This is a genomic window from Micromonospora lupini (genome assembly GCF_026342015.1).
Lineage (GTDB): Bacteria > Actinomycetota > Actinomycetes > Mycobacteriales > Micromonosporaceae > Micromonospora > Micromonospora lupini_B.
Map to the genome: position 1 here is coordinate 453,655 of NZ_JAPENL010000002.1, position 26,210 is coordinate 479,864.

Sequence of the window (26,210 nt, forward strand, 5' to 3'; positions counted from 1 at the left end):
AGAGTGCGTGGACCCTGGGAGGCACGGCGAATGCTCGCTCAACAGCGGCAAACGGCGATCCTGGATCGGGTCCGATCCACCGGTGGCGTTCGGGTGACCGACCTGGCGACCGAGTTCGGCGTCTCCGACATGACGATCCGCCGCGACCTGGAGGCCCTGCAGGAGCGTGGCCTGCTGGCCAAGGTGCACGGCGGCGCCACCGCGGCCGGCCCCAGCTCGACCGACGAGCCGGGCTTCCACGCCAAGTCGGTCCGCCAACTGCCGGAGAAGGCCGCCATCGCGGACCGCGCGGCCCGGCTCGTCCGGCCCGGCGCGGCGGTCGCCCTCTCCGCCGGCACCACCACCGCCGAACTGGCCCGCCGGCTGGTGGACATCCCCGGCCTGACCGTGGTGACCAACTCGCTTCCGGTGGCCGAGATCCTGCACGGCGCGGGCCGCCCCGACCAGACGGTGGTGCTCACCGGCGGCGTACGGACACCGTCGGACGCGCTTGTCGGCCCGCTCGCGGTCGGCGCAGTCCGGCGGCTGCACCTGGACCTGCTCTTCCTCGGCGTCCACGGCATCACCGAACGGGCCGGCTTCACCACCCCGAACCTCATGGAGGCGGAGATCGACCGGGCGCTGGTGGCCGCGGCGGACCGACTGGTGGTGCTCGCCGACCACACGAAGTGGGGCACTGTGGGCATCTCCTCGATCGTCGAGCTGGCGGCAGCCCACGTACTTGTCAGTGACGAGGCGTTGCCTCCGCCCGCACGACGGGTACTCGGCGAACAGGTGGGCGAATTGATCATGGCAAGGGCGACAGGGGCGGGCCGCGCGACGCGCACGCCGACGAGTGAGGAGACGGCGACGTGAAGCGCACCGCGATCGACCTGGCCGACGGCCGGGAGCTGATCTACTTCGACGAGAACGACGACGCCGTCCGCGACCAGCCGGACCGCCGGGACCTGCCGCCACCGCCACCCGCGTCGCAACTGCGCTACGACCCGCTCACCGACGAGTGGGTGGCCGTGGCGGTGCACCGGCAGACCCGCACCTTCCTCCCGCCCGCGAACGAGTGCCCGCTCGATCCCTCGGTGGGCGACCGACTGACCGAGATTCCCGCTCCGGACTACGACGTGGTGGTCTTCGAGAACCGGTTCCCGTCGTTGAGTGGGCGCGTCGCCGACGAGCCCGGGGAGATCACCCCGTTCACGCCGGTACGGCCCGGCGTCGGTCGGTGCGAGGTGGTCTGCTTCACCTCCGACCACAACGCCTCGTTCGCCAGCCTCCCGCCGCGTCGCGTCCGCACCGTGCTCGACGCGCTCGCCGACCGGACCGAGGTGCTCGGCGAGCTACCCGGCGTGGAGCAGGTGTTCTGCTTCGAGAACCGGGGCGTCGAGATCGGCGTCACGCTGCACCACCCGCACGGGCAGATCTACGCGTACCCCTTCGTGACGCCGCGCACCCGGGCGCTGCTGGCCGCGGCCCGCCGGCACGCGGAGCGGACCGGCGGGGCCAACCTGTACGCGGACGTGCTGGCCGCCGAGCGCGCGACAGGCGACCGGGTGGTCACCGAGAACGACCACTGGACGGCGTTCGTGCCGGCGGCGGCCCGCTGGCCGTTCGAGGTGCACGTCGCGCCGCGCCGCGTGGTGCCGGACATCCCGGCGCTCGACGACAGCGAGCGGGACGCCTTCGGGCCGCTCTACCTGGACCTGCTGCGCCGCTTCGACGGCCTGTTCGACATGCCGATGCCCTACATCGCGGCGTGGCACCAGGCGCCCGTGCGGATCGACCGCGAGCTTGGCCACCTGCACCTTCAGCTGTTCAGCATCCGGCGGGCCAAGGACAAGCTGAAGTACCTGGCCGGCTCCGAGTCGGGGATGGGCGTCTTCATCAACGACATCTCCCCCGAACGCGCCGCCGAACTGCTGCGCGCCGCCTGACCCGGCGGGACGGACGTTGCGGGAAACAGGGCGCGGGGGGCCCGGGACAGGGCCCCCCGCAGGGAAGGGACGGCTGGCTGTGCTCGCCACAGCCGGGAAGGCTGGCTGATCGGCACGCGTGTCGCGGGTCGACCGCGGTCAACCTTCCGTGGACGCGACTGGCATCTCGTCCACCCTGGTCAACGAGGCGCGCCGGACCTGGGTGACGCCGCAGGTGTGTCGCCCCACGGACACGCCGGAGCCCGCCGGCGGGTGCCGACGGGCTCCGGTGCTGCTGCTGTCGAATCAGGCGGCGAGCTTGCGGGCCAGGTTCTCGTCGAGCGCGTTCATGAACTCGTCGGTGGTCAGCCACGGGGCGTCGCGCGAGATGAGCAGCGCGAGGTCCTTGGTCATCTGGCCACCCTCGACGGTGTCGACGATGACCTGCTCCAGGGTGTTGGCGAACTCGGTCACCGCAGGCGTGCCGTCCAGCTTGCCCCGGTGGGCAAGGCCCCGGGTCCAGGCGTAGATCGACGCGATCGGGTTGGTCGAGGTCTTCTCGCCCTTCTGGTACTGCCGGTAGTGCCGGGTGACAGTGCCGTGCGCGGCCTCGGCCTCGACGGTACGGCCGTCCGGGGAGAGCAGGACCGAGGTCATGAGGCCCAGCGAGCCGAAGCCCTGCGCGACGGTGTCGGACTGCACGTCACCGTCGTAGTTCTTGCAGGCCCAGACGTAGCCGCCCTCCCACTTGAGCGCGGCGGCGACCATGTCGTCGATGAGCCGGTGCTCGTAGGTGATGCCGGCGGCGTCGAACTCGGCCTTGAACTCGGTCTCGAACACCTCGGCGAAGATGTCCTTGAACCGGCCGTCGTACGCCTTGAGGATGGTGTTCTTGGTGGACAGGTAGACCGGGTAGTTGCGGTCCAGCCCGTACCGGAACGACGCCCGGGCGAAGTCGCGGATCGAGTCGTCGAAGTTGTACATGCCCATGGCGATGCCGCCGCCGGGGAAGTTGGCGACCTCCATCTCCATCGGGGCCCCGCCGTCGGCAGGGGTGTAGGTGATGGTCACCGTGCCCGGGCCGGGGACGACGAAGTCGGTGGCCTTGTACTGGTCACCGTGGGCGTGCCGGCCGATGATGATCGGCTTGGTCCAGCCGGGGACCAGCCGCGGCACGTTGGACATGATGATCGGCTCGCGGAAGACGACGCCGCCGAGGATGTTGCGGATGGTGCCGTTGGGCGACCGCCACATCTTCTTCAGGCCGAACTCCTCCACCCGGGCCTCGTCCGGGGTGATGGTCGCGCACTTGACGCCGACGCCGTGCTCCTTGATGGCGTTGGCGGCGTCAATGGTGACCTGGTCGTCGGTCTCGTCGCGGTACTGGATCGACAGGTCGTAGTAGTGCAGGTCGACGTCGAGGTAGGGCAGGATCAGCTGCTCCCGGATCTGCTTCCAGATGATCCGGGTCATCTCGTCGCCGTCGAGCTCCACGACCGGGTTGTTTACCTTGATCTTCGCCATCGGCCGGCGCTCCTCTCGGGGGACACGTGCTCAAGCAGTACGAGCGTACTGCAATTGGGCCGGCAGCCCTCAGCCGGCCTCGACCGACCGGGAAAAACCGGGCTGCGCGGCACAGCAGTTCCCTGACACCATCGCTCGATGCCACTGAGCCGCACCCTCGGGTCTATCACGGTGACCGCACTCACGGACGCGGAGGGTGCCTTCTTCCAGCCTCGCGCGGAGGCATTCCCGCACGCCACGGCGGCCCATTGGCAGGAGGCCGACCGCCGCGACCCCGCCTCGGTCACCGCCGACGGGCAGTGGTGGCTGCCGTTCCGCAGTTTCGCGATCCGCTCCGGCGACGGGCCGGTGACACTCGTCGACGCCGGGGTAGGCCCGGCCGACTCCCTGGCCGCGAGCTGGGCGCCGGTGCCCGGCCGGCTGCCCGCCGAACTTGCCGCCGCCGGCATCGATCCGGCCGACGTCGACACGGTCGTGCTGACCCACCTGCACAGCGACCACATCGGCTGGGCTGTCACCGGCACACCCGGCCGGCCCTACTTCCCGAACGCGAGCTACCTGCTCCAGCGCGCCGAGCTGGAGGCGGCCGAGGCGATCAACCCGCGCCTGCCGGCCGGGCTGGTCGCGCCGTTGCGCGCCGCCGGCCAGCTCCGGGTGGTCGACGGCGACACGACAGTGACCCCTGCGGTACGCCTGCTGCCCACTCCCGGGCACACCCCCGGCCACCAGTCGGTGCTCCTGAGCGCGGCCGACGAGCGGATGCTGCTCACCGGCGACCTTCTGGTGCACATGGTGCAACTTGTCGACCCCACCCTGGCGTACGCCCACGAGGAAGACCCGGACGAAGCCCGCACCTCCCGGCTGAACGCCCTGCACACCCACGTCCCCACCGTCCTGGCCACCCCCCACCTCTCCACCCCCTTCACCCCCCTCACCCCCCTCACCCCCCTCACCCCCTTTCCTGGGTGATCAAGAGGTTTGCGTCAGGAATCGCGCTCGTGGTGACGCAAACCTCTTGATCACCATGGGTGGGGTGGGACGCGGAAGGGCGCGCCGGCGGAGCCGGCGCGCCCTTCCCGAAGCGGTGGGATCGGGTTACATGCTGGAGACGTCGCCCTGCTTGGCGCGGACGGCCTCGGCGGCGGCCAGGAGGCTGGCCCGCTCGTCGGCGTCCAGGTCGGTCTCGACGACCCGACGGACACCCTCGGCGCCGATCTCGGCCTCGACACCCAGGTAGACGCCGGAGATGCCGTACTCGCCGTCGACCCAGGCGCAGACCGGCATGACGGCACCGGAGTCCTCGGCGACGGCCTTCGCCATCCGGGCGGCGGCGGCGGACGGGGCGTAGTACGCCGAACCCGTCTTGAGCAGCGCGACCACCTCGGCGCCACCGTTGCGGGTCTTGACGACCAGCTCCTCGATCTGCTCGGCCGGCATCGCGTCGCGCAGCGGCTTGCCGTCGACGGTGCTCCTGGACGGCACCGGGACCATGGTGTCGCCGTGCGAGCCCAGGGTCAGCGTGCGGACCGACGCCACCGGCACGTTCAGCGCCTCGGCGACGAAGTTGCTGAACCGGGCCGTGTCGAGCATGCCGGCCTGGCCGAGCACCCGGTTCTTGGGGAACTGGGTGGCGATCTGCGCCAGCGCGGTCATCTCGTCGAGCGGGTTGGAGACGACGATGACGACGGCGCTCGGGGCGTACTTGGCCACGTTCTCGGCGACCTGCCGCACGATCTTGGCGTTGGTCTCCAGCAGGTCCATCCGGCTCATGCCCGGCTTGCGCGCCAGGCCAGCGGTGATCACGACGACGTCGGAGCCCTCGATGGCCTCGTAGCCCTCGCCGTTCGGGCCGGTGGTCACACCCACGACCTTGGTCTCGAAGCCCTCGATGGCCCGCGACTGGTTGAGGTCGAGTGCGAGGCCCGCGGGCTTGCCCTCCACGATGTCGGTGATCACAACGGTGTCGAAGACGTCGTACTCGGCCAGGCGCTGTGCGGTGGTGGAGCCGTAGAAGCCAGCCCCGACGACAGTGACCTTCTTACCCATGGTCGTCCCACTCCCTGATACCAGTCGGTTTTCCGGACCGTATCAGCCATCCTGGCACCGATCCGGCCAGGGGCGGACAGTTATGACCGGACGGACGCGAACGGCACTCGTGGGACGGCCGCGACGGCTCAGCCGCGCTCGGCGCGCTCCACGACGTTGGTGAGGAGCATGGCGCGGGTCATCGGGCCGACGCCGCCGGGCATCGGCACCACCGCGCCGGCCGTCTCGGCCACCTCGGGGTCGACGTCGCCTGTGTAGCGGCCCTTGCCGTCCGGGCCGATCACGCGGGTGATGCCGACGTCCACGACCACCGCACCCGGGTTGATCATGTCGGCGGTCAGCAGCCCTGGTACGCCGGCCGCGACGATGACGATGTCGGCGGCCCGGGTGTGCGAGGCGAGGTCGAGGGTGCCGGTGTGGCAGAGGGTGACTGTGGCGTTCTCGCTGCGCCGGGTGAGCAGCAGGCCGAGCGGGCGACCGACTGTGTTGCCCCGGCCGACGACCGCAACTGTGGCGCCGCGCAGCGCCACGTCGTGGCGGCGGAGCAGCTCGACGATGCCGCGCGGGGTGCAGGGCAGCGGACCGTCGTAGCCGAGGACGAGGCGGCCCAGGTTGACCGGGTGCAGGCCGTCGGCGTCCTTGGCCGGGTCGATCAGCTCCAGCACCCGCTGGGTGTCCAGGTGGGCGGGCAGCGGCAACTGGACGATGTAGCCGTGGCACGCCGGGTCGGCGTTCAGCTCGGCCAGGACGTCGTCGACCTGCTGCTGGGTGGCGTCGGCCGGCAGCTCCCGGCGGATCGAGGCGATGCCCACCTCGGCGCAGTCACGGTGCTTGCCGTTGACGTACGCCTGGCTGCCCGGGTCGGCCCCGACCAGGACCGTGCCGAGCCCGGGGGTGATGCCGCGTTCCGCGAGAGCTTTCACCCGGATCCGCAGCTCGTCCTTGATCTCCGCCGCGGTCGCCTTGCCGTCCAGAACCGTCGCCGTCACCACCAGATCGTCTCATGTCCGGCACCTGCCGATCCGGCGACCTCGCTCCGGCCGGCAACCGAGGCCCCAGTCACGCCGCCAACGGTAACGATGAGTTAGGTGTCGCTCATCACTATGCGTGACATTCTGTGCAACCTGTCACCGGGAAAACGGTCGGACCCGCCAGGGCCGGGCCGGGACCGGACAACTCGCCGAAGGCTGCCGAATACGGCCCAGTCGGCCAGACATCGCCCCCTCGCCGACGGCGAATGTGCAGCTCAGTGCCACCCGTCCCGTTTGGGGTAGCACGCGCGGCGGCACCCGGCAAGGAAGGTGTCCTCGGACCGTTACGCACCCGCAACCGGGTCGTTGTCGACGGCCGGTATCGCGACCTACCGTTACCGCTTGTTGCGCAGCGTAAACCCAGCGTCGGGCCTGACTGCGCAGCGTGAGGAGATGAGGAGGCTCAATGCGAGTTCGTAGACTCGCCGCCTGGACCGCCCTCCCGCTCGCGGTGACGCTGGGCCTCGCGGCCTGCGGCAGCGGCGGAGACGGTGGATCCGGCGGCAGCGGCAATTCGGCGGTCAGCATCCAGATCGGCGAGCCGAAGCACCTGGTTCCCACGAACACCACCGAGACGGCCGGCGCACAGGTGCTCACCGGCCTGTTCAGCCCGCTCGTCGACTACGACGCCCAGAACAAGCCGTACGAGGTCGCCGCGCAGTCGATCACCTCGTCCGACAACAAGGTCTGGACGATCAAGCTCAAGGACGGCTTCACCTTCCACAACGGCCAGAAGGTCACGTCCGAGGACTACATCAACGCCTGGAACTACGGCGCGTACGCCCCCAACGGTCAGGACAGCAACTACTTCTTCGAGAAGATCGCTGGCTACCCGGACCTGCAGGGCAAGGAGCCGAAGGCCAAGGAGATGTCCGGTCTGAAGAAGGTCGACGACCTCACCTTCACCGTGACGCTCGCCGAGCCGTACATCGACTTCCGGACGATGCTCGGTTACACAGCCTTCTACCCGATGCCGGAGGCCGCGTTCTCGGCCCCGGGCGTGCTCAAGGACTCCTACGAGCAGGCGCCGATCGGGCAGGGCCCCTTCAAGATGAAGGGCACCTGGCAGCACGACAGCAAGATCGATGTCGAGCGCTATGACGCGTACCCGGGCGAGAAGCCCAAGGTGCAGAACATCGAGTTCCGGATCTACCAGCAGCTCACCGCGGCCTACGCGGACGTCCTGGCCGACAACCTGGACGTGCTGCCGACGATCCCGAGCGAGAGCCTGAGCACCGCGCCGACCGACCTGGGCGACAGGTACCAGACCAGCCCGATGTCGTCGTTCCAGTTCCTCGCGTTCCCGACGTTCGACAAGGACTACTCAAGCCCGGACGTGCGCAAGGCCATCTCGATGGCGATCGACCGTGACGAGATCACCAAGTCGGTCTTCAAGGGCTCGCAGCAGTCGGCGCGCTCCTTCGTCTCGCCGGTCCTGCCGGGCTACCGGGAGAACACCGCGGGCAAGGCGGGCGAGTTCAACCCGACCGAGGCCAAGAAGCTCTACCAGGCCGCCGGCGGCCCGAAGAAGATCGTCATCTCCTACAACGGCGACGGCGGTCACAAGGACTGGGTCGACGCCACTGTCAACCAGCTCAAGGCCAACCTGGGTGTCGACGCCGTCGGTGTCGCCGAGCCGAAGTTCGCCGACCTGCTGACCAAGGTCGAGAAGAAGACGCCTGTGGGTGCGTTCCGGATGGGTTGGGTCATGGACTACCCGACCATGGAGGACTACCTCGGGCCGCTGTACAGCACCAACGGCTCGTCGAACTACTACGGCTACAGCAACCCGGAGTTCGACAGGCTCGTCAAGGAGGGTTCCGCCGCCAAGACGCAGGACGAGGCGATCGCCAAGTACCAGCAGGCGGAGGACATCCTGGCCAAGGACATGCCGGTGATCCCGCTCCGCTTCGGCGAGAACGTGTTCGGCCACTCGTCCAAGGTCAAGAACGTGCAGATGGACCTGTTCCAGCGGGTCAACCTCGTCAAGATCGAAGCGGCCAGCTGAGCTGACCAACGGTTGCGGGTCACCCGGGCTACGACGCCCGGGTGGCCCGGACCGCGCTATCCGGCGCGGGCCCGCACGCGGGCTCGGCGCGTCGGTGGCGCCGGCCTCCCCCGGGCCGGACGGCACGTCTCGGATATTTCGGGTACGACCAGAGATGCCGTCCTGCGACCCTTTCGCATATTTCCGGAGAGACTGCTAAGCATGTTCCGCTACATCTTGCGGCGCCTACTCCAGATGGTCCTGGCGTTCTTCGGGACCACCCTGATCGTCTACGCGCTGATGTTCGCCGGCCAGGGCGACCCCATTCAGGCCCTCGCGGGCGAACGACCGGTGACCGCGGCCCAGCGGGCCTACCTGACGGAGAAGTACCACCTGGACGCGACAGGCGTGGGCGGCTTCTTCTACCGCTACTTCGACTACGTCAAGAGCCTGCTCCAGGGCGATCTCGGCCAGTCTCTGACCGGCCGCCAGATCGGTGACATCCTCCAGGCGGCCTGGCCGGTCACCCTCAAGCTCGCGCTCATCGCGCTCGCCGTGGCGATCATCTTCGGAGTCAGCGCCGGCGTGGTCGCAGGCATCCGCCGGGCCAGCATCTTCGACAACTCGACGCTTGTGCTGACCCTGCTCGTGCTGGGCATCCCGACCATCGTGCTGGCACCGCTCGCCCAGTTCTTCCTGGGCGTCAAGTGGCAGCTCTTCCCGCCCACCGCCGGCTCCCAGCCGACGTTCTACGCGCTGCTGCTGCCGGGCATCGTGCTCGGCTCGCTGTCGCTGGCCACCGCGCTGCGGCTGACCCGAACCTCGGTGGCCGAGAACCTGCGCGCCGACTACGTCCGGACCGCGCGGTCCAAGGGCCTGGTCAAGCGCCGCATCGTCACCGTCCACGTGCTGCGCAACTCGCTCATCCCGGTGGTCACCTTCCTCGGTGTGGAGCTGGGCAACCTGATGAGCGGCGCGATCATCACCGAGGGCGTCTTCAACATCCCCGGCGTGGGCTTCAACCTCTTCCGCGGCATCCGCACCGAGGACGGCCCCCTGGTGGTGGGCATCGTCAGCGTGCTCGTCGTGGTCTACCTGGTCTCGAACCTGGTGGTGGACGTCCTGTACGCCGTACTCGACCCGAGGATCCGCTATGAGTGACTTTGAAACTGTGGCGGCCAGCGAGAACCAGGCCGCACGGCGTGGCCCCTCGGGCGAGCCGGGCACACCCAACCAGGTGGGCGCCGCGAACAAGCCGCGCAGCCTGGCCGGCGACGCCTGGCGCGACCTACGCCGCAACCCGATCTTCTGGATCTCGCTGACGCTTGTCGTCGTCTTCACCCTGATGGCGCTGGCCCCAGGCGTGTTCACCGCCAACAGCCCGAACGACTGCCTGCTGTCCCGACAGCACGCCGGGCCGTCCGGCGGGGCCATCTTCGGGTACGACTTCCAGGGCTGCGACACGTACTCGCGGGCGGTCTACGGGACGCGGGCCTCGCTGCTGGTCGGCACGCTCGCCGCGCTCGGCACCGGCGTCATCGCGCTTGTCATCGGCATGCTGGCCGGGTACTTCGGCCGCTGGGTCGACGCCGTGCTCTCCCGGGTGATCGACGTGGTGCTCGGCATCCCGCTGCTGCTGGCCGCGATCGTGCTGCTCAAGCGGGTGTCCAGCGACAGCGACAACGCGCGCATCGCAGCGGTGATCTTCGTGCTGGCCATCCTGGGCTGGACCACCGCCGCCCGGGTGGTGCGCTCCTCGGTGATCACCGCCAAGGAGCAGGACTACGTGGCGGCGGCCCGGATGCTCGGCGCCGGCAACGGCCGGATCATGTGGCGGCACATCCTGCCGAACTCGCTGGCCCCGGCCATCGTCGTGTTGACCATCGCGCTCGGCTCGTTCATCGCCGCCGAGGCGACGCTCTCCTTCCTGGGGATCGGCCTCAAGGCGCCGACCATCTCGTGGGGCCAGGACATCGACACCGGTCGCATCCACATGCGGGAGGCGGCGACGCCGCTGATCGTCCCGTCGGCCTTCCTCGCGCTGACCGTGCTGGCGTTCATCATGCTCGGCGACGCGATCCGTGACGCCTTCGACCCGAAGCTGCGGTGACCTCATGACCGTCAATCCCACTCCCGCCTCCGCCACACCCGAGGGCGGCCATCTGCTGGAGCTGCGGGACCTGCATGTCGAGTTCCGGACCAACGAGGGCGTGGCCCGGGTGATCAACGGCGTGTCCTACCACCTGGACGCCGGGGAGACCCTCGCGGTGCTCGGCGAGTCCGGCTCGGGCAAGTCGGTCACCGCCCAGGCGATCATGGGCATCCTGGACACGCCGCCCGCGTTCGTCCGCTCCGGCCAGATCCTCTACCGGGGTCAGGACCTGCTCACCGCCTCCGAGGAGCAGCGCCGGCAGGTCCGCGGCAAGGAGATCGCGATCATCTTCCAGGACGCGCTCTCCGCGCTGAACCCGGTCTTCCCCGTCGGTTGGCAGATCGGCGAGACGTTGCGTCAGCGCTCCGGCATGTCCCGAGGCGACGCCCGCCGCCGGGCCGTCGAGCTGATGGACCTGGTCAAGATCCCGGGTGCCGCCAAGCGGATCGGCGACTACCCGCACCAGTTCTCCGGCGGCATGCGGCAGCGCGTCATGATCGCCATGGCGCTGGCGCTGGACCCGAAGGTGCTGATCGCCGACGAGCCCACCACCGCGCTCGACGTCACAGTGCAGGCCCAGATCATGGACCTGCTGGCCGACCTGCGTCGGGACCTCGACATGGCGATGATCCTGATCACCCACGACCTGGGCGTCGTCGCCGGCGTCGCGGACCGGATCGCGGTCATGTACGCGGGCCGGATCGTCGAGCACGCCGACGTCCGCTCGCTCTACAGGGCGCCGGCCCACCCGTACACCAAGGGGTTGTTGGAGTCGATCCCGCGGATGGACGTCCGCGGCCAGGAGCTGTCGACGATCAAGGGGTTGCCGCCGAACCTGATGCGCATCCCCTCCGGCTGCCCGTTCCACCCCCGGTGCCCGTACGTCCAGCAGGTCTGCGTGGACGTGGTGCCGCACGACCTGGTCCTCGGCGACGGCCGGACCAGCGCTTGCCACTTCGCGCAGGAGGTTCGTGATGACAGCGCCCGCTAGCTCCACAAAGGTCCGGGGCGAGACCATCCTCTCCGTCGACAACCTGGTGAAGCACTTCCCGATCAGCCAGGGTGTGCTGTTCCAGCGGCAGATCGGCGCCGTGAAGGCCGTCGACGGCGTGAGTTTCGAGCTGCGCCGGGGCGAGACGCTGGGTGTGGTCGGCGAGTCCGGCTGCGGCAAGTCCACACTCGCCCGGCTGCTGATGCGGCTGGAGACGCCGACCTCCGGGCGGGCCACCCTTGAGGGCAAGGACCTGTTCAAGGCCTCCGGGTCGGAGCTGCGCCGGCTGCGCCGCAACATGCAGATGGTCATGCAGGACCCGTACACCTCGCTGAACCCGCGGATGACTGTCGGCGACATCATCGGCGAGCCGTTCGAGATCCACCCGGACGCCGCGCCGAAGGGCAGCAAGGCCAGGCGGGTCCAGGAGCTGCTGGACGTCGTCGGGCTCAATCCGGAGCACATCAACAGGTACCCGCACCAGTTCTCCGGCGGTCAGCGTCAGCGCATCGGCATCGCCCGCGCGCTCGCGCTGCGGCCCGAGGTGATCGTCTGCGACGAGCCCGTCTCGGCGCTTGACGTCTCCATCCAGGCCCAGGTGATCAACCTGCTGGAGCAGCTCCAGGACGAGTTCGGGCTGTCGTACATCTTCATCGCCCACGACCTGTCGGTGGTCCGGCACATCGCCGACCGGGTGGCGGTCATGTACCTCGGTCGGATCGTCGAGATCGGCACCGAGGACGAGATCTACGAGCGCGCCACCCACCCGTACACCCAGGCACTGCTCTCGGCCGTGCCGGTGCCGGACCCGGAGGTACGCGACCAGCGGAACATGATCCGGCTGGTCGGCGACGTGCCGAGCCCGGCCGACCCGCCGAGCGGCTGCCACTTCCGGACCCGCTGCTGGAAGGCCCAGGACATCTGCGCCAAGGAGGACCCCCAAACGGTCCCCAGAGCAGCAGACCCCCACCCGTCCGCCTGCCACTTCGCCGAACTCCGCCCGCCAACCCCAGCCTGATCGCACCCCGCCCAGCCCCGCTGATCATGAAGTTATTGCCCCGCACATCGGCGTGTCGGGGCAATAACTTCATGATCGACGGGGTCTTTGGTCAGTGGAAGAAGTGGCGGGTTCCCGTTAGGTACATCGTCACGTTTGCCTTTCGGGCCGCTTCGATCACCTCTTCGTCGCGGATCGAGCCGCCGGGCTGCACGATGGCGCGGACACCGGCGTCGATGAGGATCTGCGGGCCGTCGGCGAACGGGAAGAACGCGTCCGACGCCGCGACCGACCCCCGGGCGCGGTCGGCACCTGCGCGGGTGACCGCGAGCTGCGCCGAGTCGACCCGGTTGACCTGACCCATGCCGACCCCGACGGTGGCGGCGTCCTTGGCGAGCAGGATCGCGTTGCTCTTCACCGCGCGGACAGCACGCCAGGCGAACGCCAGGTCGCGCAGCAACTCCTCGTCGGCGGCCTCGCCTGTCGCCAACTGCCAGTTGGCCGGGTCGTCGCCGGGGGCGTCCACCCGGTCGGCGACCTGGGCCAGCACCCCACCGGTCACCGACCGCAACTCCACGAGCGCCGGCGTCCAGGCCGGCGCCCGCAGCAGCCGGATGTTCTTCTTGCCCTGCAACACCTCGACGGCGCCCTCGTCGAAGCCGGGGGCGACCACCACCTCGGTGAAGATCTCGGCGACCTGCCGGGCCAGCTCGACCGAGACCGACCGGTTGACAGCGATGACGCCGCCGAACGCCGACACCGGGTCGCAGGCGTGCGCCCTGCGGTGCGCCTCGGCGACGTCCGCGCCCACCGCGATGCCGCACGGGTTGGCGTGCTTGATGATCGCCACCGCCGGCTGGTCGGTGAAGTCGTTGGCGGCCCGCCAGGCGGCGTCGGCGTCGACGTAGTTGTTGTACGACATCTCCTTGCCGTGCAACTGCTCGGCCTGGGCCAGCCCCGCCGGGGCGTCCGGGTCGGTGTAGAGCGCTGCGGGCTGGTGCGGGTTCTCCCCGTAGCGCAGCGCTGTCGACTTGCGCAGCGCCAGACCCGCGAACTGCGGCCAGGAGTCGTCGGCGGGCGCCAACTCCCTGGCACACCACTGGGCCACCGCGACGTCGTACTCGGCGATGTCGGCGAACGCGCGGGCGGCCAGCGCGCGACGCTGGGCCAGCGTGAAACCACCCTCGTCGAGCGCACCGAGCAGCGCCGGATAGCCGGCCGGGTCGGTGAGGACCGCCACCGAGGCGTGGTTCTTGGCGGCGGCCCGCACCATGGCCGGGCCACCGATGTCGATCTGCTCCACGCACTCCTCGACGCCGGCCCCGGAGGCGACTGTCGCCTGGAACGGGTAGAGGTTGGAGACCAGCAGGTCGAACGCCGCCACGCCCAGCTCGTCGAGCTGTGCCACGTGCGTGTCCTTGCGCAGGTCCGCGAGGAGGCCGGCGTGCACCTTCGGGTGCAGGGTCTTCACCCGGCCGTCGAGCACCTCGGGGAAGCCGGTCACCGTCTCCACAGGCGTCACCGGAACCCCGGCGGCGGCGATGGTGCCCGCCGTGCTGCCGGTGGACACGATCTCCACACCGGCCGCGTGCAGGGCCTGAGCCAGCTCGACCAGCCCGGTCTTGTCGTAGACGCTGACAAGCGCCCGCCGAATCGGGCGGCGCCCGTCCTGAGTGGGACTCACGGAACCGTGACCTTCCTTCCGGTGATGGTCCAGCCTTCGCGGACCAGGCGGCCGACCTGCTCGACGAGCTGGCGGCGCTCGGCTTCCTTGATGCGCTCGGTGAGCGCGTCCACGTCGTCGTCGTCGAGCACCGGCACCGCGACCTGCGCCACGATCGGCCCGGTGTCCATGCCGGCGTCGACGAAGAAGAGCGTGGCACCGGTGAGCTTCACGCCGTAGGCGAGGGCGTCACGCGGGCCGTGGATGCCGGGGAACGCCGGCAGCAGGGTGTTGTGGGTGTTCAGGTAGCGGTCGCCGAAGGCGGCGAGGAAGTGCGGGCCCACCAGTTTGAGGAAGCCGGCGGAGATGACCAGGTCGGGCTGGTGTTTGGCGACGTGCGCGGTGAGCGCGACGTCCCAGTCCTCCCGGGTGTCGTGGTCGCGGACCCGCTCGACGAACGTCGGCACCCCCGCCGCGTCGGCCCGGTCCAGGCCCGCGATGCCGTCGCGGTCCGCGCCGACCGCGACGACCTGTGCGCCGTACGCGGGATCGACTGCGGCGTCCAGCAGGGCCTGCAGATTACTCCCGGAGCCGGAGATGAGGACGACGATGCGGGCGACGGACGCGGGCTCGGTCACCGGGCCACCCTATCGGGCAGGTCAGGACGCCCCTCGGTTGGGCGGTTCGCCGATCTGTGACAGTGACCGACGGGCGGAGTGAGCGGTTATCGGGAGTAACGCGTGGTATGTCGTCACGCTGCTGTGCTGTGCCTGAGGTGGTCTGACCGCGATCATGGGTGGGAACAACAGCAGCAACTGACGGAACCAGTCCAAGGAGCTTCTCGAATGCAGCCCGGCAATCCCGGTCAGGACCCGTACGGCCAGCAGCCCAACCAGGACCCGACCGCACCCCAGCCGCCGCACGACCCGTACGCCCCGCCGCCGGCCGCCCCGTACGGCCAGCAGCCCACCTCGGGTCAGCCCTACGGCCAGCCCACCTCGGGTCAGCCCTACGGCCAGCCGCCGGCGGCTCCGTACGGCCAGCAGCCCGGCGCCCCGTACGGTCAGCAGCCGCAGGACCCGTACGGCGCACCGCAGGCCCCGTACGGCCAGCAGCAGCCCTACGGCGCCCCGACGTACCCGAACGCCGGCTACCCACAGCAGCAGGGCCAGAACAACACCCTGGGCCTGGTGTCGATGATCCTCGGCATCGCGTCGATCCCGCTGATCTGCTGCCTCTACCTGGGCATCCCGGTGGGCATCGCGGGCGTGGTGACCGGCTACCTCGCCAAGCAGAAGGTCGCCCAGGGCCAGGCCAGCAACGCCGGCCAGGCCAAGACCGGCCTGATCTGCGGCGCGGTCGGCGTCGGCCTGGGCATCCTGCTGCTCATCGTGGGCATCCTGGGCAACTTCAACCTGCCGACCGAGCCCTGACGAGACGCTGCTCCCGACGGGGCGCTCCGGATTCGTCCGGGGCGCCCCGCGCCGTCTCCGCACCCCTGCCGGCCAGACCCACCGACGGCCGGGCCGCCGTTCGCCGGGCCGCCGTTCGCCGGGCCGCCGTTCGCCGGGCCGCCGTTGGCCGGGCCGCCGTTGGCCGGGCCGCCGTTGGCCGGGCCGCCGTTGGCCGGGCCGCCGTTCGCCGGGCCGCCGTTGGCCGGGCCGCCGTTCGCCGTCGTGCCGGGCGGGTGGTCAGGCTCCGGGCCGGACCGGCGGTGTCTGGGCGGCGCGCGGGCTCCGGACGAGCACCCGGGTGGCAGCGGCGCCGAGCAGCGCGCCGACCGCGACGACCCCGGCCGCCACCGCGCCGACCTGCCAGGCCACCGGCCCGAGCTGCGCCAGCCGCCCGGCGCCGAGCGGCCCACCGGACGCCGCGGCGGCGACGCCGAGCAGCACGCCGGCCACCGGCCCGGCCAGCGCCGCCGGCGCCAACAGCTCCGCCCACCGCCGTGGCGGCCGATCCGGCCCGCCGGACCGGGCCAGCCGGCGGGCGAGCAACCAACCGGCGACCATCCCGGCCAGGACCGGCACCGCGAGCAGCAGGGCGCCGACGCCGTCCACCGGGCCGCGCGGCAGACCAGCGAGCAGCGGTACGGCCGGCAGCGCGCCGACAGACACCTCACTGGTGCGCACGGCCGTGTCGACGCCGACCGCGAAGCCCGGCCCGAGCAGGTAGCTTGTCGACCAGACCGCGGCGTTCGGCGCGTACGCCATGCTGACCACTGTGATCCCGGCCTGCCCGGCCACCCCGGTCCGGTACGCGCCGATCATGTCCGCGGCGTCACCGCCACCGGTGGCCACGGCCAGGCCGGCCGCCCCCGCGCCCGCACCGAGCAGCAGAAGCGCGGCAACCAGCCCGGTGCGTACGCCGTCGCGCAGCGGCCCGGGGATCCGGGTGACGAGCAGCCGGGTCACGGCGGTGATCCGGATCGCGCCGACCAGCGCGCCGAGCGTGCCGACCACCGCGAACGTGGCCGCCGCCCGCACCGGGGACACCTGCGGCCCGCTCGCGCCGATCAGCACCGCGGCGAGCGCGCCGAGCAGCGCGTACGCCAGGCCGACAGCTCCGGCGGCGATAAGCGCGCGGCGCGGTGAGCGGGTGTCACGGGCACCTATCGCGCGACTCACGTGCACGCCGGCGCGGGTCAGTCGCCAGAGCGCGAGGACGGTGAGCGCCAGCGGGGCGAGCCCGAACGGGCCCGCCTCGGTGTGCAGCGGCACCCCGTGCCCCACCAGCCAACCCGCCAGCGCGGTGCGCAGAGTGCCGCCCAGCGTGGTGGAGTCCGCGCCGAGCTGGACCAGGCCGAGCACGATGGCGACCGGCAGGTACGAGGTGAGGGCCGCCCCGGCGGCGGCCACCCCGGCGGCGACGGGCAGTGGCGCACGCCCACGCGGCGACCCACCGGCGCGCGGCGCGGGCACCCGCCGACGCGGCGTGGCGCGGTCGACCGGCCGGTCGTCGGCGCGTACGCCGCCGGCCCGGCTGGGTGGGTCAGGGGTGACGGGGGACATCCGCTCTACTCTGGCACGTCGCGCGGGCGGTGGCAGTCCGTTAACCCGCCCCGGAGGGCGGCGAGTTGGGCGAACCGCGGTCGGAGGCGCCCCGCCGGGTCTAGCGTCGGGCCAGAGGGGGTGGCCGTCGTCGCCAACCGGGTCGCATCCACCGGTCGCGGCCCGGGTCGGCCCGCCGCCCACGACAGCCCGGAGGCACCCGTGACGACCGCATACCCGCCACCCCCACCGGCCAGGGGACGCGACCGCACCACGCTCTGGGGCGTGCTTGGCATCGTCCTCGGTCTGATCTGTTGCGGCATCCTCGGCATCATCTTCGGCTACCTGTCGCTGCGCGACGCGCGGCGCAACGGCAAGTCGCCGGTTCTCGGCTACCTCGCCATCGTGTTCGGCGTGATCAACATCATCGGCGGCTCGATCCTGCGTCTCACCGGCAACTACCCGTTCTGGAACAACGACTGACCCGCCGGTACGACGAAGGGGCCGACCGGAACCGGTCGACCCCTTCGCTGTTGCCGTGCCGGCTCAGCTGCCGGACATGATCTCCCGCATCAGCTTGGCGGTCTCGGTAGGCGTCTTGCCGACCTTGACGCCGACGGCTTCGAGCGCCGCCTGCTTCGCCTCGGCGGTACCGGCCGAGCCGGAGATGATCGCCCCGGCGTGACCCATGGTCTTGCCGGGAGGCGCGGTGAAGCCGGCGATGTAGCCGACCACCGGCTTGGTGACGTTGCCCTTGATGAACTCGGCGGCCCGCTCCTCGGCGTCGCCACCGATCTCACCGATCATCACGATGGCGTCGGTCTCCGGGTCGGCCTCGAACGCCTTGAGGGCGTCGATGTGCGTGGTGCCGATGATCGGGTCGCCGCCGATGCCGACGCACGTGGAGAAGCCGATGTCACGCAGCTCGTACATCATCTGGTAGGTGAGCGTGCCGCTCTTGCTGACCAGGCCGATGCGGCCGGCGCCGGTGATGTCGGCCGGGATGATGCCGGCGTTGGAGGCGCCCGGCGAGGCGATGCCGGGGCAGTTCGGCCCGATGATCCGGGTCCGCTCGCCCTGCGCGAGGTTGTACGCCCAGAACGCGGCGGTGTCGTGCACCGGCACGCCCTCGGTGATCACCACGGCCAACGGGATCGCGGCGTCGATCGCCTCGACGACGGCGGCCCTGGTGAACTGCGGCGGCACGAAGATGACAGAGACGTCGGCCCCGGTCTCGGCCATGGCGTCCGCCACGGACGCGAAGACCGGCAGCTCGGTACCGTCGAAGTCGACCTTCTGGCCCGCCTTGCGCGGGTTGACGCCGCCCACCACGTTGGTGCCGGCGGCGAGCATCCGCCGGGTGTGCTTGGAGCCCTCGGAGCCGGTCATCCCCTGAACGATGACCTTCGAGTCCTTGGTCAGCCAGATAGCCATGATCAGACCCCCGCAGCTGCCAGCTCGGCGGCCCGCTCGGCCGCGCCGTCCATGGTGTCCACCCGCTGTACGAGCGGGTTGTTCGCGCCGTCCAGGATCGCCCGGCCGGCCTCGGCGTTGTTGCCGTCGAGCCGGACGACGAGCGGCTTGGTGACCTTCTCGCCGCGCTGCTCCAGCAGGGCGAGCGCCTGGATGATGCCGTTGGCGACCTCGTCGCAGGCGGTGATGCCGCCGAAGACATTGACGAAGACGCTCTTCACGGCCGGGTCGGAGAGCACGATCTCCAGCCCGTTCGCCATCACCGCGGCGCTCGCGCCGCCGCCGATGTCGAGGAAGTTGGCCGGCTTGACGTTGCCGTGCCGCTCACCGGCGTACGCGACGACGTCGAGGGTCGACATGACCAGACCCGCGCCGTTGCCGATGATGCCGACCTCGCCGTCGAGCTTGACGTAGTTGAGGTCCTTGGCCTTGGCGGCCTGCTCCAGCGGGTCCACGGCGGCCTGGTCGACGAGGGCCTCGTGGTCCGGGTGCCGGAACGCGGCGTTCTCGTCCAGGGTGATCTTCGCGTCGAGCAGCAGCAACCGCCCGTCGCCGTTCTTCGCGAGGGGGTTCACCTCGACCAGGGTGGCGTCCTCGGCGACGAACGCCTGCCACAGGCCGACGGCCACGTCGACCACCTGGTCGGCGACCTCGGCCGGGAAGCCGGCGGCGGTGACGATCTCCCGTGCCTTGGCCTCGTCGACGCCCGTGTTCGCGTCGATCGGCGCCTTCACCACGCGGTCCGGGGTGTCGGCGGCGACCTGCTCGATGTCCATACCGCCGGCCACGCTGGCGATGCAGAGGAAGGTGCGGTTCGCCCGGTCGAGCAGGTAAGAGAAGTAGTACTCCTCGGCCACGTCCGCCGTCACCGTGATCATGACCTTGTGGACGGTGTGGCCCTTGATGTCCATGCCGAGGATGTCGGTGGCGCGGGCCACCGTCTCCTCGGCGCCCTCGGCCAGCTTGACGCCGCCGGCCTTACCTCGGCCACCGACCTTCACCTGCGCCTTGACGACCACGCGACCGCCGAGGCGTTCGGCGATCGCACGGGCCTCTTCCGGGGTAGTGGCGACGCCGCCGGCCAGCACGGGCAAGCCGTGCCGCTCGAACAGGTCCCGCCCCTGGTACTCGTACAGGTCCACGATTGCGCGTCCCGTCCCGTCTCCGCGGCGCGCCGTCGCGCCGCCACCAGCGTTCAGAAAACAGTTTGACGCCTGTCATCAGTTGAAACAGGCCATTGGCGGCAGCCTAGCGAGGCGGGCACCGCCGGCAACCGAGCGGGTGCACGGTGTGCGGTAATGCACAACCCCGCGCCGACTGGGGCCGATTCCTGCCGCGTCGTGGGCGGCATCAGTCGTCCGGGCGATGTTGCCGGGGGTCCGTAACCCGCCCGTCGGGGCGTCGTTGAGTCAGGTGTCGGCGCGCTGAGCAGCGCAAAGACGGGATACGGCCGATGCCCTGTCGGTCGAGGGGTGGCGGCGGGGCATCGTGCATAGAGGGGCCGGACGTGTGAGGGGTGCGTCCGGCCCCTCCCCCGTGCCCAAATTCGGTAGGCGCCGCAGAGCGGGCGCCTCAGGCGACCGGCTGCCGCCTCAGGCAACCGGCTGCCGCCTCAGGCGACCGGCTGCCGCCTCAGGCGACCGGCTGGGCGACGTTCTGCCGGACCCACTCGACGATCGCCTGCGTGGTGGCGCCCGGCGTGAAGATCTTCGCGACGCCCAGCTTCTCCAGCTCGGGGATGTCGCCGTTGGGAATGATGCCGCCGCCGAAGACGACGATGTCCCGGGCGTCGCGCTCGCCCAGCAGTTCCAGCACGCGACGGAAGAGCGTCATGTGCGCGCCGGAGAGCACGGAGAGACCGACGGCGTCGGCGTCCTCCTGGATGGCCGTCTCCACGATCTGCTCGGGCGTCTGGTGCAGGCCGGTGTAGACGACCTCCATCCCCGCGTCGCGCAGGGCGCGTGCGACGACCTTCGCGCCACGGTCGTGACCGTCCAGACCGGGCTTCGCGACGACGACCCGAATACGAGAGCTCATCAGCGCACACCTTTCACCGGCTCCACGGCCTTTACCTGAACGAACGGTAACCCGCCGGACCGGAGCCGGGAAATCCGGGCCGGAAACACGTCCGACATTCCGCCGCCACCGGGCGTGGCCTTCGGCACCGCCTTACCCGGGTCCCGGCGTCAAGCCGGACGACTCCGCCGGATCGGTCACGCTCGGCGACGAACGGGTGGTTACGGGGGCACCGTTCGACGGCGCGATGCATGACAATCTCGGACGCAAACGGACAGATCGACACGCCAATTCGGCGCTCTGGCTTGTGACTCGCCTGGTGGTTGGCTAACGTGTCCACGGTTGTCATCAGGTCCATGGACGGGTGACGACGCGGTCGGCAGACGTTCACCTGAGCTTCACGGACGTCCATCGGCCGCCTCGGAACCCCGACAACGGAGGGTGTGCGTGCGCCAGCGCCTGTCGTCTGAGCCCGATCGATATCGCGGTCGTCGCCGCGTGCCCACCCCCCCGCGTAGCCGTTACGCGGCCGTCGTCACCACCGCCTTCGTCGGCGCGGGCATCGTCGCGCTGGGCGCGTCGGCCCTGCCGGACGCCAAGGACGTCAGCCCGACGGTGCTCGACGAGCTCAAGCAGGCGTCGGTCACCAGTCAGGACGTCGCGGCCCGTGCGGACAACGCCGAGCGCGCCTCCCGGGACAGCCGCACGAAGGAAGCGGCCGAGCCCGAGGTCTGGATGCTGCCGCTGCAGGGTTACGACTTCAACTCCCCGTACGGGATGCGGTGGGGCAAGCTGCACACAGGCGTCGACCTGGTCGTCCCCGAGGGCACTCCGTACGTGGCGGTCCACGACGGGCTGGTCACCAAGGCCGGCTGGTTCGGCGGCTACGGCTACGCGGTGATCGTCCAGCACGCCGACGGCAGCGAGGCCATCTACGGCCACTCCTCCGCGCTCAGCGTCAAGGAGGGCCAGCAGGTCAAGGCGGGCGACCAGCTCGGCCTGGTGGGCCAGACCGGCCACGCCTACGGCACCCACCTGCACCTTGAGCTCCATGTCAAGGGCGCGCCGATCGACCCCGTTCCGTACCTGCAGGAGCGCGGAGTGGACATCAAGCTGCAAGTCGAGGCAATCTACAGCGACGTAGCGGGATCCTGACTCTGCGTACTGACCGTTGACCGCCCGGATCTGTCGATCCGGGCGGTTTTTTCTACGCCGTTGACGGCCGATGTCTGCTGGATCACAGGACGGACTGTGACCGACCGCACGCCACTGCATGATCACTTTTCCGGACGGAATGCTTCAGACCGGCCTATACCAGGTCAGCCCGCCTGCGGCCCACGGTCCGGCCGCCCGGTCCCGAACAGCCGTCCAGCTCGGCCCGACACCAGTATTTCGAGGTCAAGTGCCCCTCGACTGTGAAGGTCCGCCGTGCAGGAAGACAGCCCCGTCCAGAACGAGAACACCCCCGACACCACAGTCGAGCAGCCGCGGAACGCCCGCCGGCGGAACCGCCTCATCGTGCTTGGCGCGGCCGCGCTTGTCGCCCTCGGCCTGGGCGGGGTCGCCGTCGCCACCGCCGGCCCCGACCGGCCAACGCCCACCGCCGTCTCGATCGACACCCAGTCCCGGGCCGAGGCCGCCAGCCGGGCGGACCGCTCGGCCCGCGAGTCGAGCGCGCCGACCTCCCCGCCGGCCAGCCCGACGGTGAGCCCGTCGACGGCCAGCGCCAGCCCTACACCGACGAGGAAGGCCACCGCCAAACCGAAGCCGAAGCCGAAGCAGACCACCAGGCCGACGGCCGCCTGGGTCGACCCGATGCCGGGCGCCTCGGTCACGTCCTGCTTCGGCGAGCGCTGGGGCACCCTGCACGCAGGGATCGACCTGGCGCTGCCCTCGGGCACCCCCATCCGCGCCGCGGCCGCCGGCACTGTCACCCAGGCCGGTGACGCCGCTGACGGGTACGGCAACTCCGTCTTCATCGACCACGGCAACGGCTACCTGACCCACTACGCCCACCAGAGCCGCATCGCGGTGACCGTCGGGCAGAAGGTCAAGGCCGGCCAGGTGATCGGCTACGAGGGCGCCACAGGCGACGCCACGGGCCCGCACCTGCACTTCGAGGTGCACCAGGGCATGTGGAACCAGATCGACCCCGCGCCGTTCATGCGCGCGCACGGCGTCGACCTGGGCTGCTGAACCTGGCGTCAGATCGGCGATGTGGGGGTGTCCGGGAGATCGGATGCCCCCACGTCGGCGTTGTGGAGTGGACCGCCTCGGGACGTCAGAGCTTGTCGACCGGGGCGTGGCGCAGCACCAGCCACATGGTCTGGTCGCCGAAGTCGATCTGCGCGCGGGCGCCCGGGCCGTGCCCCTCCACGGCGAGCACACGCCCCAGCCCGTAGCGCTGGTGGTTGACCCGGTCGCCGGCAGCCACCTTCGGCCCCTGCGGCAACTCACTGGCCGTGGTGAGGCGGCTGGCGTCCACCCCGAGCCGCTGGGCAAGCTGCGCCGCCTTCGGCGTACCCCCGGTGAAGGTGCCGCGCCCGCCGGGCGCGCGGTCCGCGCGCCCGCCGACGCCGCCGCCCCCGCCGGCCCACGAGGTGTACGACCCCTCGGTGCGCTCCCAGCGCACCAGCTCCGGCGGCAGCTCCTCCAGGAACCGCGACGGCGGGTTGTAGGACGGCTGCCCCCACGCCGAGCGGGTCACCGCACGGGAGAGGTAGAGCCGCTGTCGGGCGCGGGTGATGCCGACGTACGCCAGCCGGCGCTCCTCCTCCAGCTCGCGGGTGTCGCCAAGCGAGCGCAGGTGCGGGAAGACGCCGTCCTCCAGCCCGGTCAGGAAGACCACCGGGAACTCCAGCCCCTTGGCGGTGTGCAACGTCATCAGGGTGACCACGCCCTGGTGGTCAGGGTCGTCGGAGGGGATCTGGTCGGCGTCGGCGACCAGCGCGACCTGCTCCAGGAAGCCCGCCACCGTGGCGCGCTCGCCGTCGGCGCCGGTCGCCTCGATCCGCTCGGTGTACTCCCGGGCGACACTCACCAGCTCCTGGAGGTTGTCCACCCGGCCGGCGTCCTGCGGGTCCAGGCTCTCCTCCAGCTCGGTGAGGTAGCCCGAGCGGGTCAGCAGCGCCTCCAGCACCTCCTCCGGGGTGCCGGTCTCCGCCAACTCGCGTGCGCCGTCGAGCAGCGCCACGAAGTCGGCGATGCCGTTGGCCGCCCGGGTGGAGATGCCGGGCGCCTCCCGGGCCCGGCGCAGCGCCGCGCCGAAGGAGATCCGGTCACGGCTGGACAGCGCCTCGACACACGCCTCCGCGCGGTCGCCGATCCCCCGGCGCGGGGTGTTGAGCACTCGCCGCAGGCTCACCGTGTCGTCGTCGTTGACCACCGAACGCAGGTACGCCAACGCGTCGCGGACCTCCTTGCGCTCGTAGAAGCGCACCCCGCCGACCACCTTGTACGGCAGGCCGGCGCGGATGAACACCTCCTCGAAGACCCGGGACTGGGCGTTGGTGCGGTAGAAGACCGCCACGTCACCGGGGCGCGTCTCGTCGGCGTCGACAAGCCGGTCGATCTCCCGGCCCACCCAGTCCGCCTCGGCGTGCTCGGTGTCGGCCACATAGCCGACGATCCGCTCGCCGTCGCCGGCCTCGCTCCACAGCCGCTTCGGCTTGCGGGAGGTGTTCCGGTCGATCACCGCGTTGGCGGCGTTGAGGATGGTCTGGGTCGAGCGGTAGTTCTGCTCCAGCAGGATCGTCCGCGCGTCGGTGAAGTCCCGCTCGAACTCCAGGATGTTGCGAATCGTCGCGCCCCGGAACGCGTAGATCGACTGGTCGGCGTCACCGACCACGCACAGCTCCGCCGGCTCCAGCCCCTCGGTGCCGGAGACCAGCTCCTTGATCAGGACGTACTGGGCGTGGTTGGTGTCCTGGTACTCGTCAACAAGCACGTGCCGGAACCGTCGGCGGTAGCTCTCCGCGACGTGCGGGTGGGACTGGAGCAGGTGCACCGTCGTCATGATCAGGTCGTCGAAGTCCAGCGCGTGCGCCTCGCGCAGCCGGCGCTGGTAGAGCGTGTACGCCTCGGCGAGCGCCCGCTCGTTGGGCCCACTGGCCCGCGCGGCGAACTGCTCCGGGTCGACCAGCTCGTTCTTCAGGTTGGAGACCTGGGCGGCCAACCCACGCGCCGGGTAGCGCTTCGGGTCGAGATCCAGCTCGCGGGTCACCAACTGCATCAGCCGTCGGGAGTCGTCCGCGTCGTAGATCGAGAACGTCGACTTGAGGCCGGCGTGCTCGTGCTCGGCGCGCAGGATGCGGACGCACGCCGAGTGGAACGTCGACACCCACATCAGCCGAGCCCGCGGGCCGACAAGCGCGGCGACCCGCTCCTTCATCTCGCCCGCGGCCTTGTTGGTGAAGGTGATGGCGATGATCTCACCGGGATGCACGTCCCGTGCGGCGAGCAGGTAGGCGATCCGGTGGGTGAGCACCCGGGTCTTGCCGGACCCCGCGCCGGCCACGATCAGCAACGGCGAACCGGCGTGGCTGACGGCGTCGCGCTGCGGCCCGTTCAGCCCGGCGAGGAGCTGCTGCGGATCGAGGCGGGCGGAGGCCGACCCGGGCCGGTGCGGACGGGCCGGCGCGGACTCCGGCGCGGACGGGGACGCGGGAATGTCGAAGAGAGGATGCATCGCGCGCCAAGTCTATGCCGCCAGCCGGACACTTCCCGACCGCGCCGTCCGGGCGGCCGGCCGCCGTGCCGCCGCCCCGCGTACGCGGTCGGGCCGCCCTTTTGCGCGGAAATCCTTGCGCGCCGGCCACCGGCGTGGGCATACTCGACGGCGTGATCGCTGCGCGTTACTACTTTTACTACGGCACCGGGAGTCCGGCTGCCGTAGGTCGCGCCTGATCGACAGACCTGCGAAAAGCCCCGGGCTCCTGGAGTCCGGGGCTTTTTCCGTCCCGGGTTCCGGGCACCGGGCACCACAGCGCGAGAGGTACCCGATGATGACAGACGTGGTGGAGCAGAACGGCGGCCCGGCCGGGCCGGAGGCGGGGCAGCCCCCGGCGACCGGGGGCGTGCCGGAGGCGGTGCCTGCGGTACGGGCCGACGACCCGACCGAGGCACGGACCGGCACCGTGGAGCCGACCGCCGCTGCGCGGATCGTGCAGATCAGAGAACGGATCGACGAGATCGACCACGCGTTGATCGCGCTCTGGCAGGAGCGGGCCGCGCTGTCGCAGGAGGTCGGGGCGACCCGGATGGCGTCCGGTGGCACCCGCCTGGTGCTCTCCCGGGAACGGGACATCCTGGAGCGCTTCCGGCTCGCGCTGGGCGCCGACGGCACCCAACTGGCGCTGCTGCTGCTGCGCGCGGGCCGCGGGCCGCTCTGAGGCAACCCCGGTGGGCGGCGGCGGGCCGCTCTGCGGCGTCGCA

The 26,210-nt window shown here is 70.8% G+C and carries 23 protein-coding genes; 13 read left to right on the forward strand and 10 right to left on the reverse strand.

Annotated elements, in window-relative coordinates:
* Window positions 1-30 precede the first annotated feature (30 nt).
* Both OOJ91_RS16925 and galT read left to right on the forward strand, forming a co-directional pair.
* Window positions 31-855: a DeoR/GlpR family DNA-binding transcription regulator gene (locus OOJ91_RS16925; protein WP_266246073.1), complete on the forward strand. Its 825-nt coding sequence runs from the start codon at window positions 31-33 to the stop codon at window positions 853-855.
* Window positions 852-1,928 carry a galactose-1-phosphate uridylyltransferase gene (gene galT, locus OOJ91_RS16930; RefSeq protein WP_266246074.1) on the forward strand — a complete coding sequence of 359 codons (1,077 nt, stop codon included), beginning with the start codon at window positions 852-854 and terminating at the stop codon, window positions 1,926-1,928. The genes OOJ91_RS16925 and galT overlap by 4 nt, the downstream gene beginning before the upstream one ends.
* A gap of 285 nt (window positions 1,929-2,213) precedes the next feature.
* On the opposite strand, the gene OOJ91_RS16935 is transcribed toward galT, so the two are convergent.
* Complete coding sequence (locus tag OOJ91_RS16935; protein ID WP_266246076.1) at window positions 2,214-3,431, reverse strand: NADP-dependent isocitrate dehydrogenase; 1,218 nt, start codon at window positions 3,429-3,431, stop codon at window positions 2,214-2,216.
* 138 nt (window positions 3,432-3,569) lie between these two features.
* Between OOJ91_RS16935 and OOJ91_RS16940 the strand changes: the two genes are divergently transcribed.
* On the forward strand, window positions 3,570-4,400 hold the full coding sequence (locus tag OOJ91_RS16940) for an MBL fold metallo-hydrolase (protein ID WP_439117073.1): 831 nt from the start codon (window positions 3,570-3,572) through the stop codon (window positions 4,398-4,400).
* Between the two features lie 126 nt (window positions 4,401-4,526).
* Here the strand turns inward: OOJ91_RS16940 and OOJ91_RS16945 are convergent, their stop codons facing one another.
* Both OOJ91_RS16945 and OOJ91_RS16950 read right to left on the reverse strand, forming a co-directional pair.
* Window positions 4,527-5,477, reverse strand: coding sequence for a malate dehydrogenase (locus tag OOJ91_RS16945; RefSeq protein WP_266246079.1), 951 nt, complete (start codon window positions 5,475-5,477; stop codon window positions 4,527-4,529).
* Between the two features lie 128 nt (window positions 5,478-5,605).
* The gene (locus OOJ91_RS16950; protein WP_266246080.1) at window positions 5,606-6,466 is read right to left on the reverse strand and encodes a bifunctional methylenetetrahydrofolate dehydrogenase/methenyltetrahydrofolate cyclohydrolase; all 861 of its coding nucleotides are present in this window, start codon (window positions 6,464-6,466) and stop codon (window positions 5,606-5,608) included.
* 448 nt (window positions 6,467-6,914) lie between these two features.
* Here OOJ91_RS16950 and OOJ91_RS16955 point away from each other — a divergent pair, with 448 nt between their 5' ends.
* The 5 genes from OOJ91_RS16955 (at window position 6,915) to OOJ91_RS16975 (ending at window position 12,656) form a co-directional block, all read left to right on the forward strand.
* On the forward strand, window positions 6,915-8,516 hold the full coding sequence (locus OOJ91_RS16955) for a peptide ABC transporter substrate-binding protein (protein WP_266246082.1): 1,602 nt from the start codon (window positions 6,915-6,917) through the stop codon (window positions 8,514-8,516).
* A gap of 201 nt (window positions 8,517-8,717) precedes the next feature.
* Window positions 8,718-9,656 carry an ABC transporter permease gene (locus OOJ91_RS16960; protein WP_266246084.1) on the forward strand — a complete coding sequence of 313 codons (939 nt, stop codon included), beginning with the start codon at window positions 8,718-8,720 and terminating at the stop codon, window positions 9,654-9,656.
* A complete protein-coding gene (locus OOJ91_RS16965) occupies window positions 9,649-10,605 on the forward strand; it encodes an ABC transporter permease (RefSeq protein ID WP_266246086.1) in 957 nt (318 codons plus the stop codon). Before OOJ91_RS16960 ends, OOJ91_RS16965 begins: the two co-directional genes overlap by 8 nt.
* A 4-nt stretch (window positions 10,606-10,609) precedes the next feature.
* A complete protein-coding gene (locus tag OOJ91_RS16970) occupies window positions 10,610-11,638 on the forward strand; it encodes an ABC transporter ATP-binding protein (protein WP_266246088.1) in 1,029 nt (342 codons plus the stop codon).
* Window positions 11,622-12,656: an ABC transporter ATP-binding protein gene (locus tag OOJ91_RS16975; protein ID WP_266246090.1), complete on the forward strand. Its 1,035-nt coding sequence runs from the start codon at window positions 11,622-11,624 to the stop codon at window positions 12,654-12,656. The genes OOJ91_RS16970 and OOJ91_RS16975 overlap by 17 nt, the downstream gene beginning before the upstream one ends.
* A gap of 91 nt (window positions 12,657-12,747) precedes the next feature.
* Here the strand turns inward: OOJ91_RS16975 and purH are convergent, their stop codons facing one another.
* Window positions 12,748-14,319: a bifunctional phosphoribosylaminoimidazolecarboxamide formyltransferase/IMP cyclohydrolase gene (purH, locus tag OOJ91_RS16980; RefSeq protein ID WP_266246092.1), complete on the reverse strand. Its 1,572-nt coding sequence runs from the start codon at window positions 14,317-14,319 to the stop codon at window positions 12,748-12,750.
* Window positions 14,316-14,936 (reverse strand): phosphoribosylglycinamide formyltransferase, encoded by a 621-nt coding sequence (purN, locus tag OOJ91_RS16985; protein WP_266246093.1) that lies wholly within the window; start codon window positions 14,934-14,936, stop codon window positions 14,316-14,318. The genes purH and purN overlap by 4 nt, the downstream gene beginning before the upstream one ends.
* Before the next feature lie 207 nt (window positions 14,937-15,143).
* On the opposite strand from purN, the gene OOJ91_RS16990 reads away from it, so the two are divergent.
* Complete coding sequence (locus tag OOJ91_RS16990; RefSeq protein WP_266246095.1) at window positions 15,144-15,731, forward strand: DUF4190 domain-containing protein; 588 nt, start codon at window positions 15,144-15,146, stop codon at window positions 15,729-15,731.
* A 258-nt stretch (window positions 15,732-15,989) separates the two neighbouring features.
* Here the strand turns inward: OOJ91_RS16990 and OOJ91_RS16995 are convergent, their stop codons facing one another.
* Window positions 15,990-17,309, reverse strand: a complete 1,320-nt coding sequence (locus tag OOJ91_RS16995) for a cell division protein PerM (RefSeq protein ID WP_266246097.1) — start codon at window positions 17,307-17,309, stop codon at window positions 15,990-15,992.
* A gap of 201 nt (window positions 17,310-17,510) precedes the next feature.
* Here OOJ91_RS16995 and OOJ91_RS17000 point away from each other — a divergent pair, with 201 nt between their 5' ends.
* The gene (locus OOJ91_RS17000) at window positions 17,511-17,771 is read left to right on the forward strand and encodes a DUF4190 domain-containing protein (RefSeq protein WP_266246098.1); all 261 of its coding nucleotides are present in this window, start codon (window positions 17,511-17,513) and stop codon (window positions 17,769-17,771) included.
* Window positions 17,772-17,834: 63 nt separating this feature from the next.
* Here the strand turns inward: OOJ91_RS17000 and sucD are convergent, their stop codons facing one another.
* The 3 genes from sucD to OOJ91_RS17015 form a co-directional block, all read right to left on the reverse strand.
* Window positions 17,835-18,722 carry a succinate--CoA ligase subunit alpha gene (gene sucD, locus OOJ91_RS17005; RefSeq protein WP_266246100.1) on the reverse strand — a complete coding sequence of 296 codons (888 nt, stop codon included), beginning with the start codon at window positions 18,720-18,722 and terminating at the stop codon, window positions 17,835-17,837.
* A 2-nt stretch (window positions 18,723-18,724) separates the two neighbouring features.
* On the reverse strand, window positions 18,725-19,903 hold the full coding sequence (gene sucC / locus OOJ91_RS17010; RefSeq protein WP_266246102.1) for an ADP-forming succinate--CoA ligase subunit beta: 1,179 nt from the start codon (window positions 19,901-19,903) through the stop codon (window positions 18,725-18,727).
* Window positions 19,904-20,393: 490 nt separating this feature from the next.
* Window positions 20,394-20,798 (reverse strand): cobalamin B12-binding domain-containing protein, encoded by a 405-nt coding sequence (locus tag OOJ91_RS17015; RefSeq protein ID WP_203178796.1) that lies wholly within the window; start codon window positions 20,796-20,798, stop codon window positions 20,394-20,396.
* Between the two features lie 426 nt (window positions 20,799-21,224).
* On the opposite strand from OOJ91_RS17015, the gene OOJ91_RS17020 reads away from it, so the two are divergent.
* Together OOJ91_RS17020 and OOJ91_RS17025 are read left to right on the forward strand one after the other, a co-directional pair.
* A complete protein-coding gene (locus tag OOJ91_RS17020) occupies window positions 21,225-21,932 on the forward strand; it encodes a M23 family metallopeptidase (protein WP_266246105.1) in 708 nt (235 codons plus the stop codon).
* 273 nt (window positions 21,933-22,205) lie between these two features.
* A complete protein-coding gene (locus OOJ91_RS17025) occupies window positions 22,206-22,973 on the forward strand; it encodes a M23 family metallopeptidase (protein WP_266246107.1) in 768 nt (255 codons plus the stop codon).
* 85 nt (window positions 22,974-23,058) lie between these two features.
* Here the strand turns inward: OOJ91_RS17025 and pcrA are convergent, their stop codons facing one another.
* The gene (gene pcrA / locus OOJ91_RS17030; RefSeq protein ID WP_266246109.1) at window positions 23,059-25,464 is read right to left on the reverse strand and encodes a DNA helicase PcrA; all 2,406 of its coding nucleotides are present in this window, start codon (window positions 25,462-25,464) and stop codon (window positions 23,059-23,061) included.
* A gap of 313 nt (window positions 25,465-25,777) precedes the next feature.
* Between pcrA and OOJ91_RS17035 the strand changes: the two genes are divergently transcribed.
* Window positions 25,778-26,167, forward strand: a complete 390-nt coding sequence (locus OOJ91_RS17035) for a chorismate mutase (RefSeq protein WP_323178495.1) — start codon at window positions 25,778-25,780, stop codon at window positions 26,165-26,167.
* Window positions 26,168-26,210: the final 43 nt, after the last annotated feature.

Bases quoted from the DNA above. Each gene is read 5' to 3' on its own strand.
- OOJ91_RS16945 (WP_266246079.1), bottom strand. From the start codon at position 5,477: ATGGGTAAGAAGGTCACTGTCGTCGGGGCTGGCTTCTACGGCTCCACC.
- OOJ91_RS16925 (WP_266246073.1), top strand. From the start codon at position 31: ATGCTCGCTCAACAGCGGCAAACGGCGATCCTGGATCGGGTCCGATCC.
- OOJ91_RS16995 (WP_266246097.1), bottom strand. From the start codon at position 17,309: ATGTCCCCCGTCACCCCTGACCCACCCAGCCGGGCCGGCGGCGTACGC.
- OOJ91_RS16940 (WP_439117073.1), top strand. From the start codon at position 3,570: ATGCCACTGAGCCGCACCCTCGGGTCTATCACGGTGACCGCACTCACG.
- OOJ91_RS16990 (WP_266246095.1), top strand. From the start codon at position 15,144: ATGCAGCCCGGCAATCCCGGTCAGGACCCGTACGGCCAGCAGCCCAAC.
- OOJ91_RS16935 (WP_266246076.1), bottom strand. From the start codon at position 3,431: ATGGCGAAGATCAAGGTAAACAACCCGGTCGTGGAGCTCGACGGCGAC.
- pcrA (WP_266246109.1), bottom strand. From the start codon at position 25,464: ATGCATCCTCTCTTCGACATTCCCGCGTCCCCGTCCGCGCCGGAGTCC.
- OOJ91_RS17015 (WP_203178796.1), bottom strand. From the start codon at position 20,798: ATGAGCTCTCGTATTCGGGTCGTCGTCGCGAAGCCCGGTCTGGACGGT.
- OOJ91_RS16975 (WP_266246090.1), top strand. From the start codon at position 11,622: ATGACAGCGCCCGCTAGCTCCACAAAGGTCCGGGGCGAGACCATCCTC.
- OOJ91_RS16965 (WP_266246086.1), top strand. From the start codon at position 9,649: ATGAGTGACTTTGAAACTGTGGCGGCCAGCGAGAACCAGGCCGCACGG.
- OOJ91_RS16955 (WP_266246082.1), top strand. From the start codon at position 6,915: ATGCGAGTTCGTAGACTCGCCGCCTGGACCGCCCTCCCGCTCGCGGTG.
- OOJ91_RS16970 (WP_266246088.1), top strand. From the start codon at position 10,610: ATGACCGTCAATCCCACTCCCGCCTCCGCCACACCCGAGGGCGGCCAT.
- sucD (WP_266246100.1), bottom strand. From the start codon at position 18,722: ATGGCTATCTGGCTGACCAAGGACTCGAAGGTCATCGTTCAGGGGATG.
- OOJ91_RS16960 (WP_266246084.1), top strand. From the start codon at position 8,718: ATGTTCCGCTACATCTTGCGGCGCCTACTCCAGATGGTCCTGGCGTTC.
- OOJ91_RS17035 (WP_323178495.1), top strand. From the start codon at position 25,778: ATGATGACAGACGTGGTGGAGCAGAACGGCGGCCCGGCCGGGCCGGAG.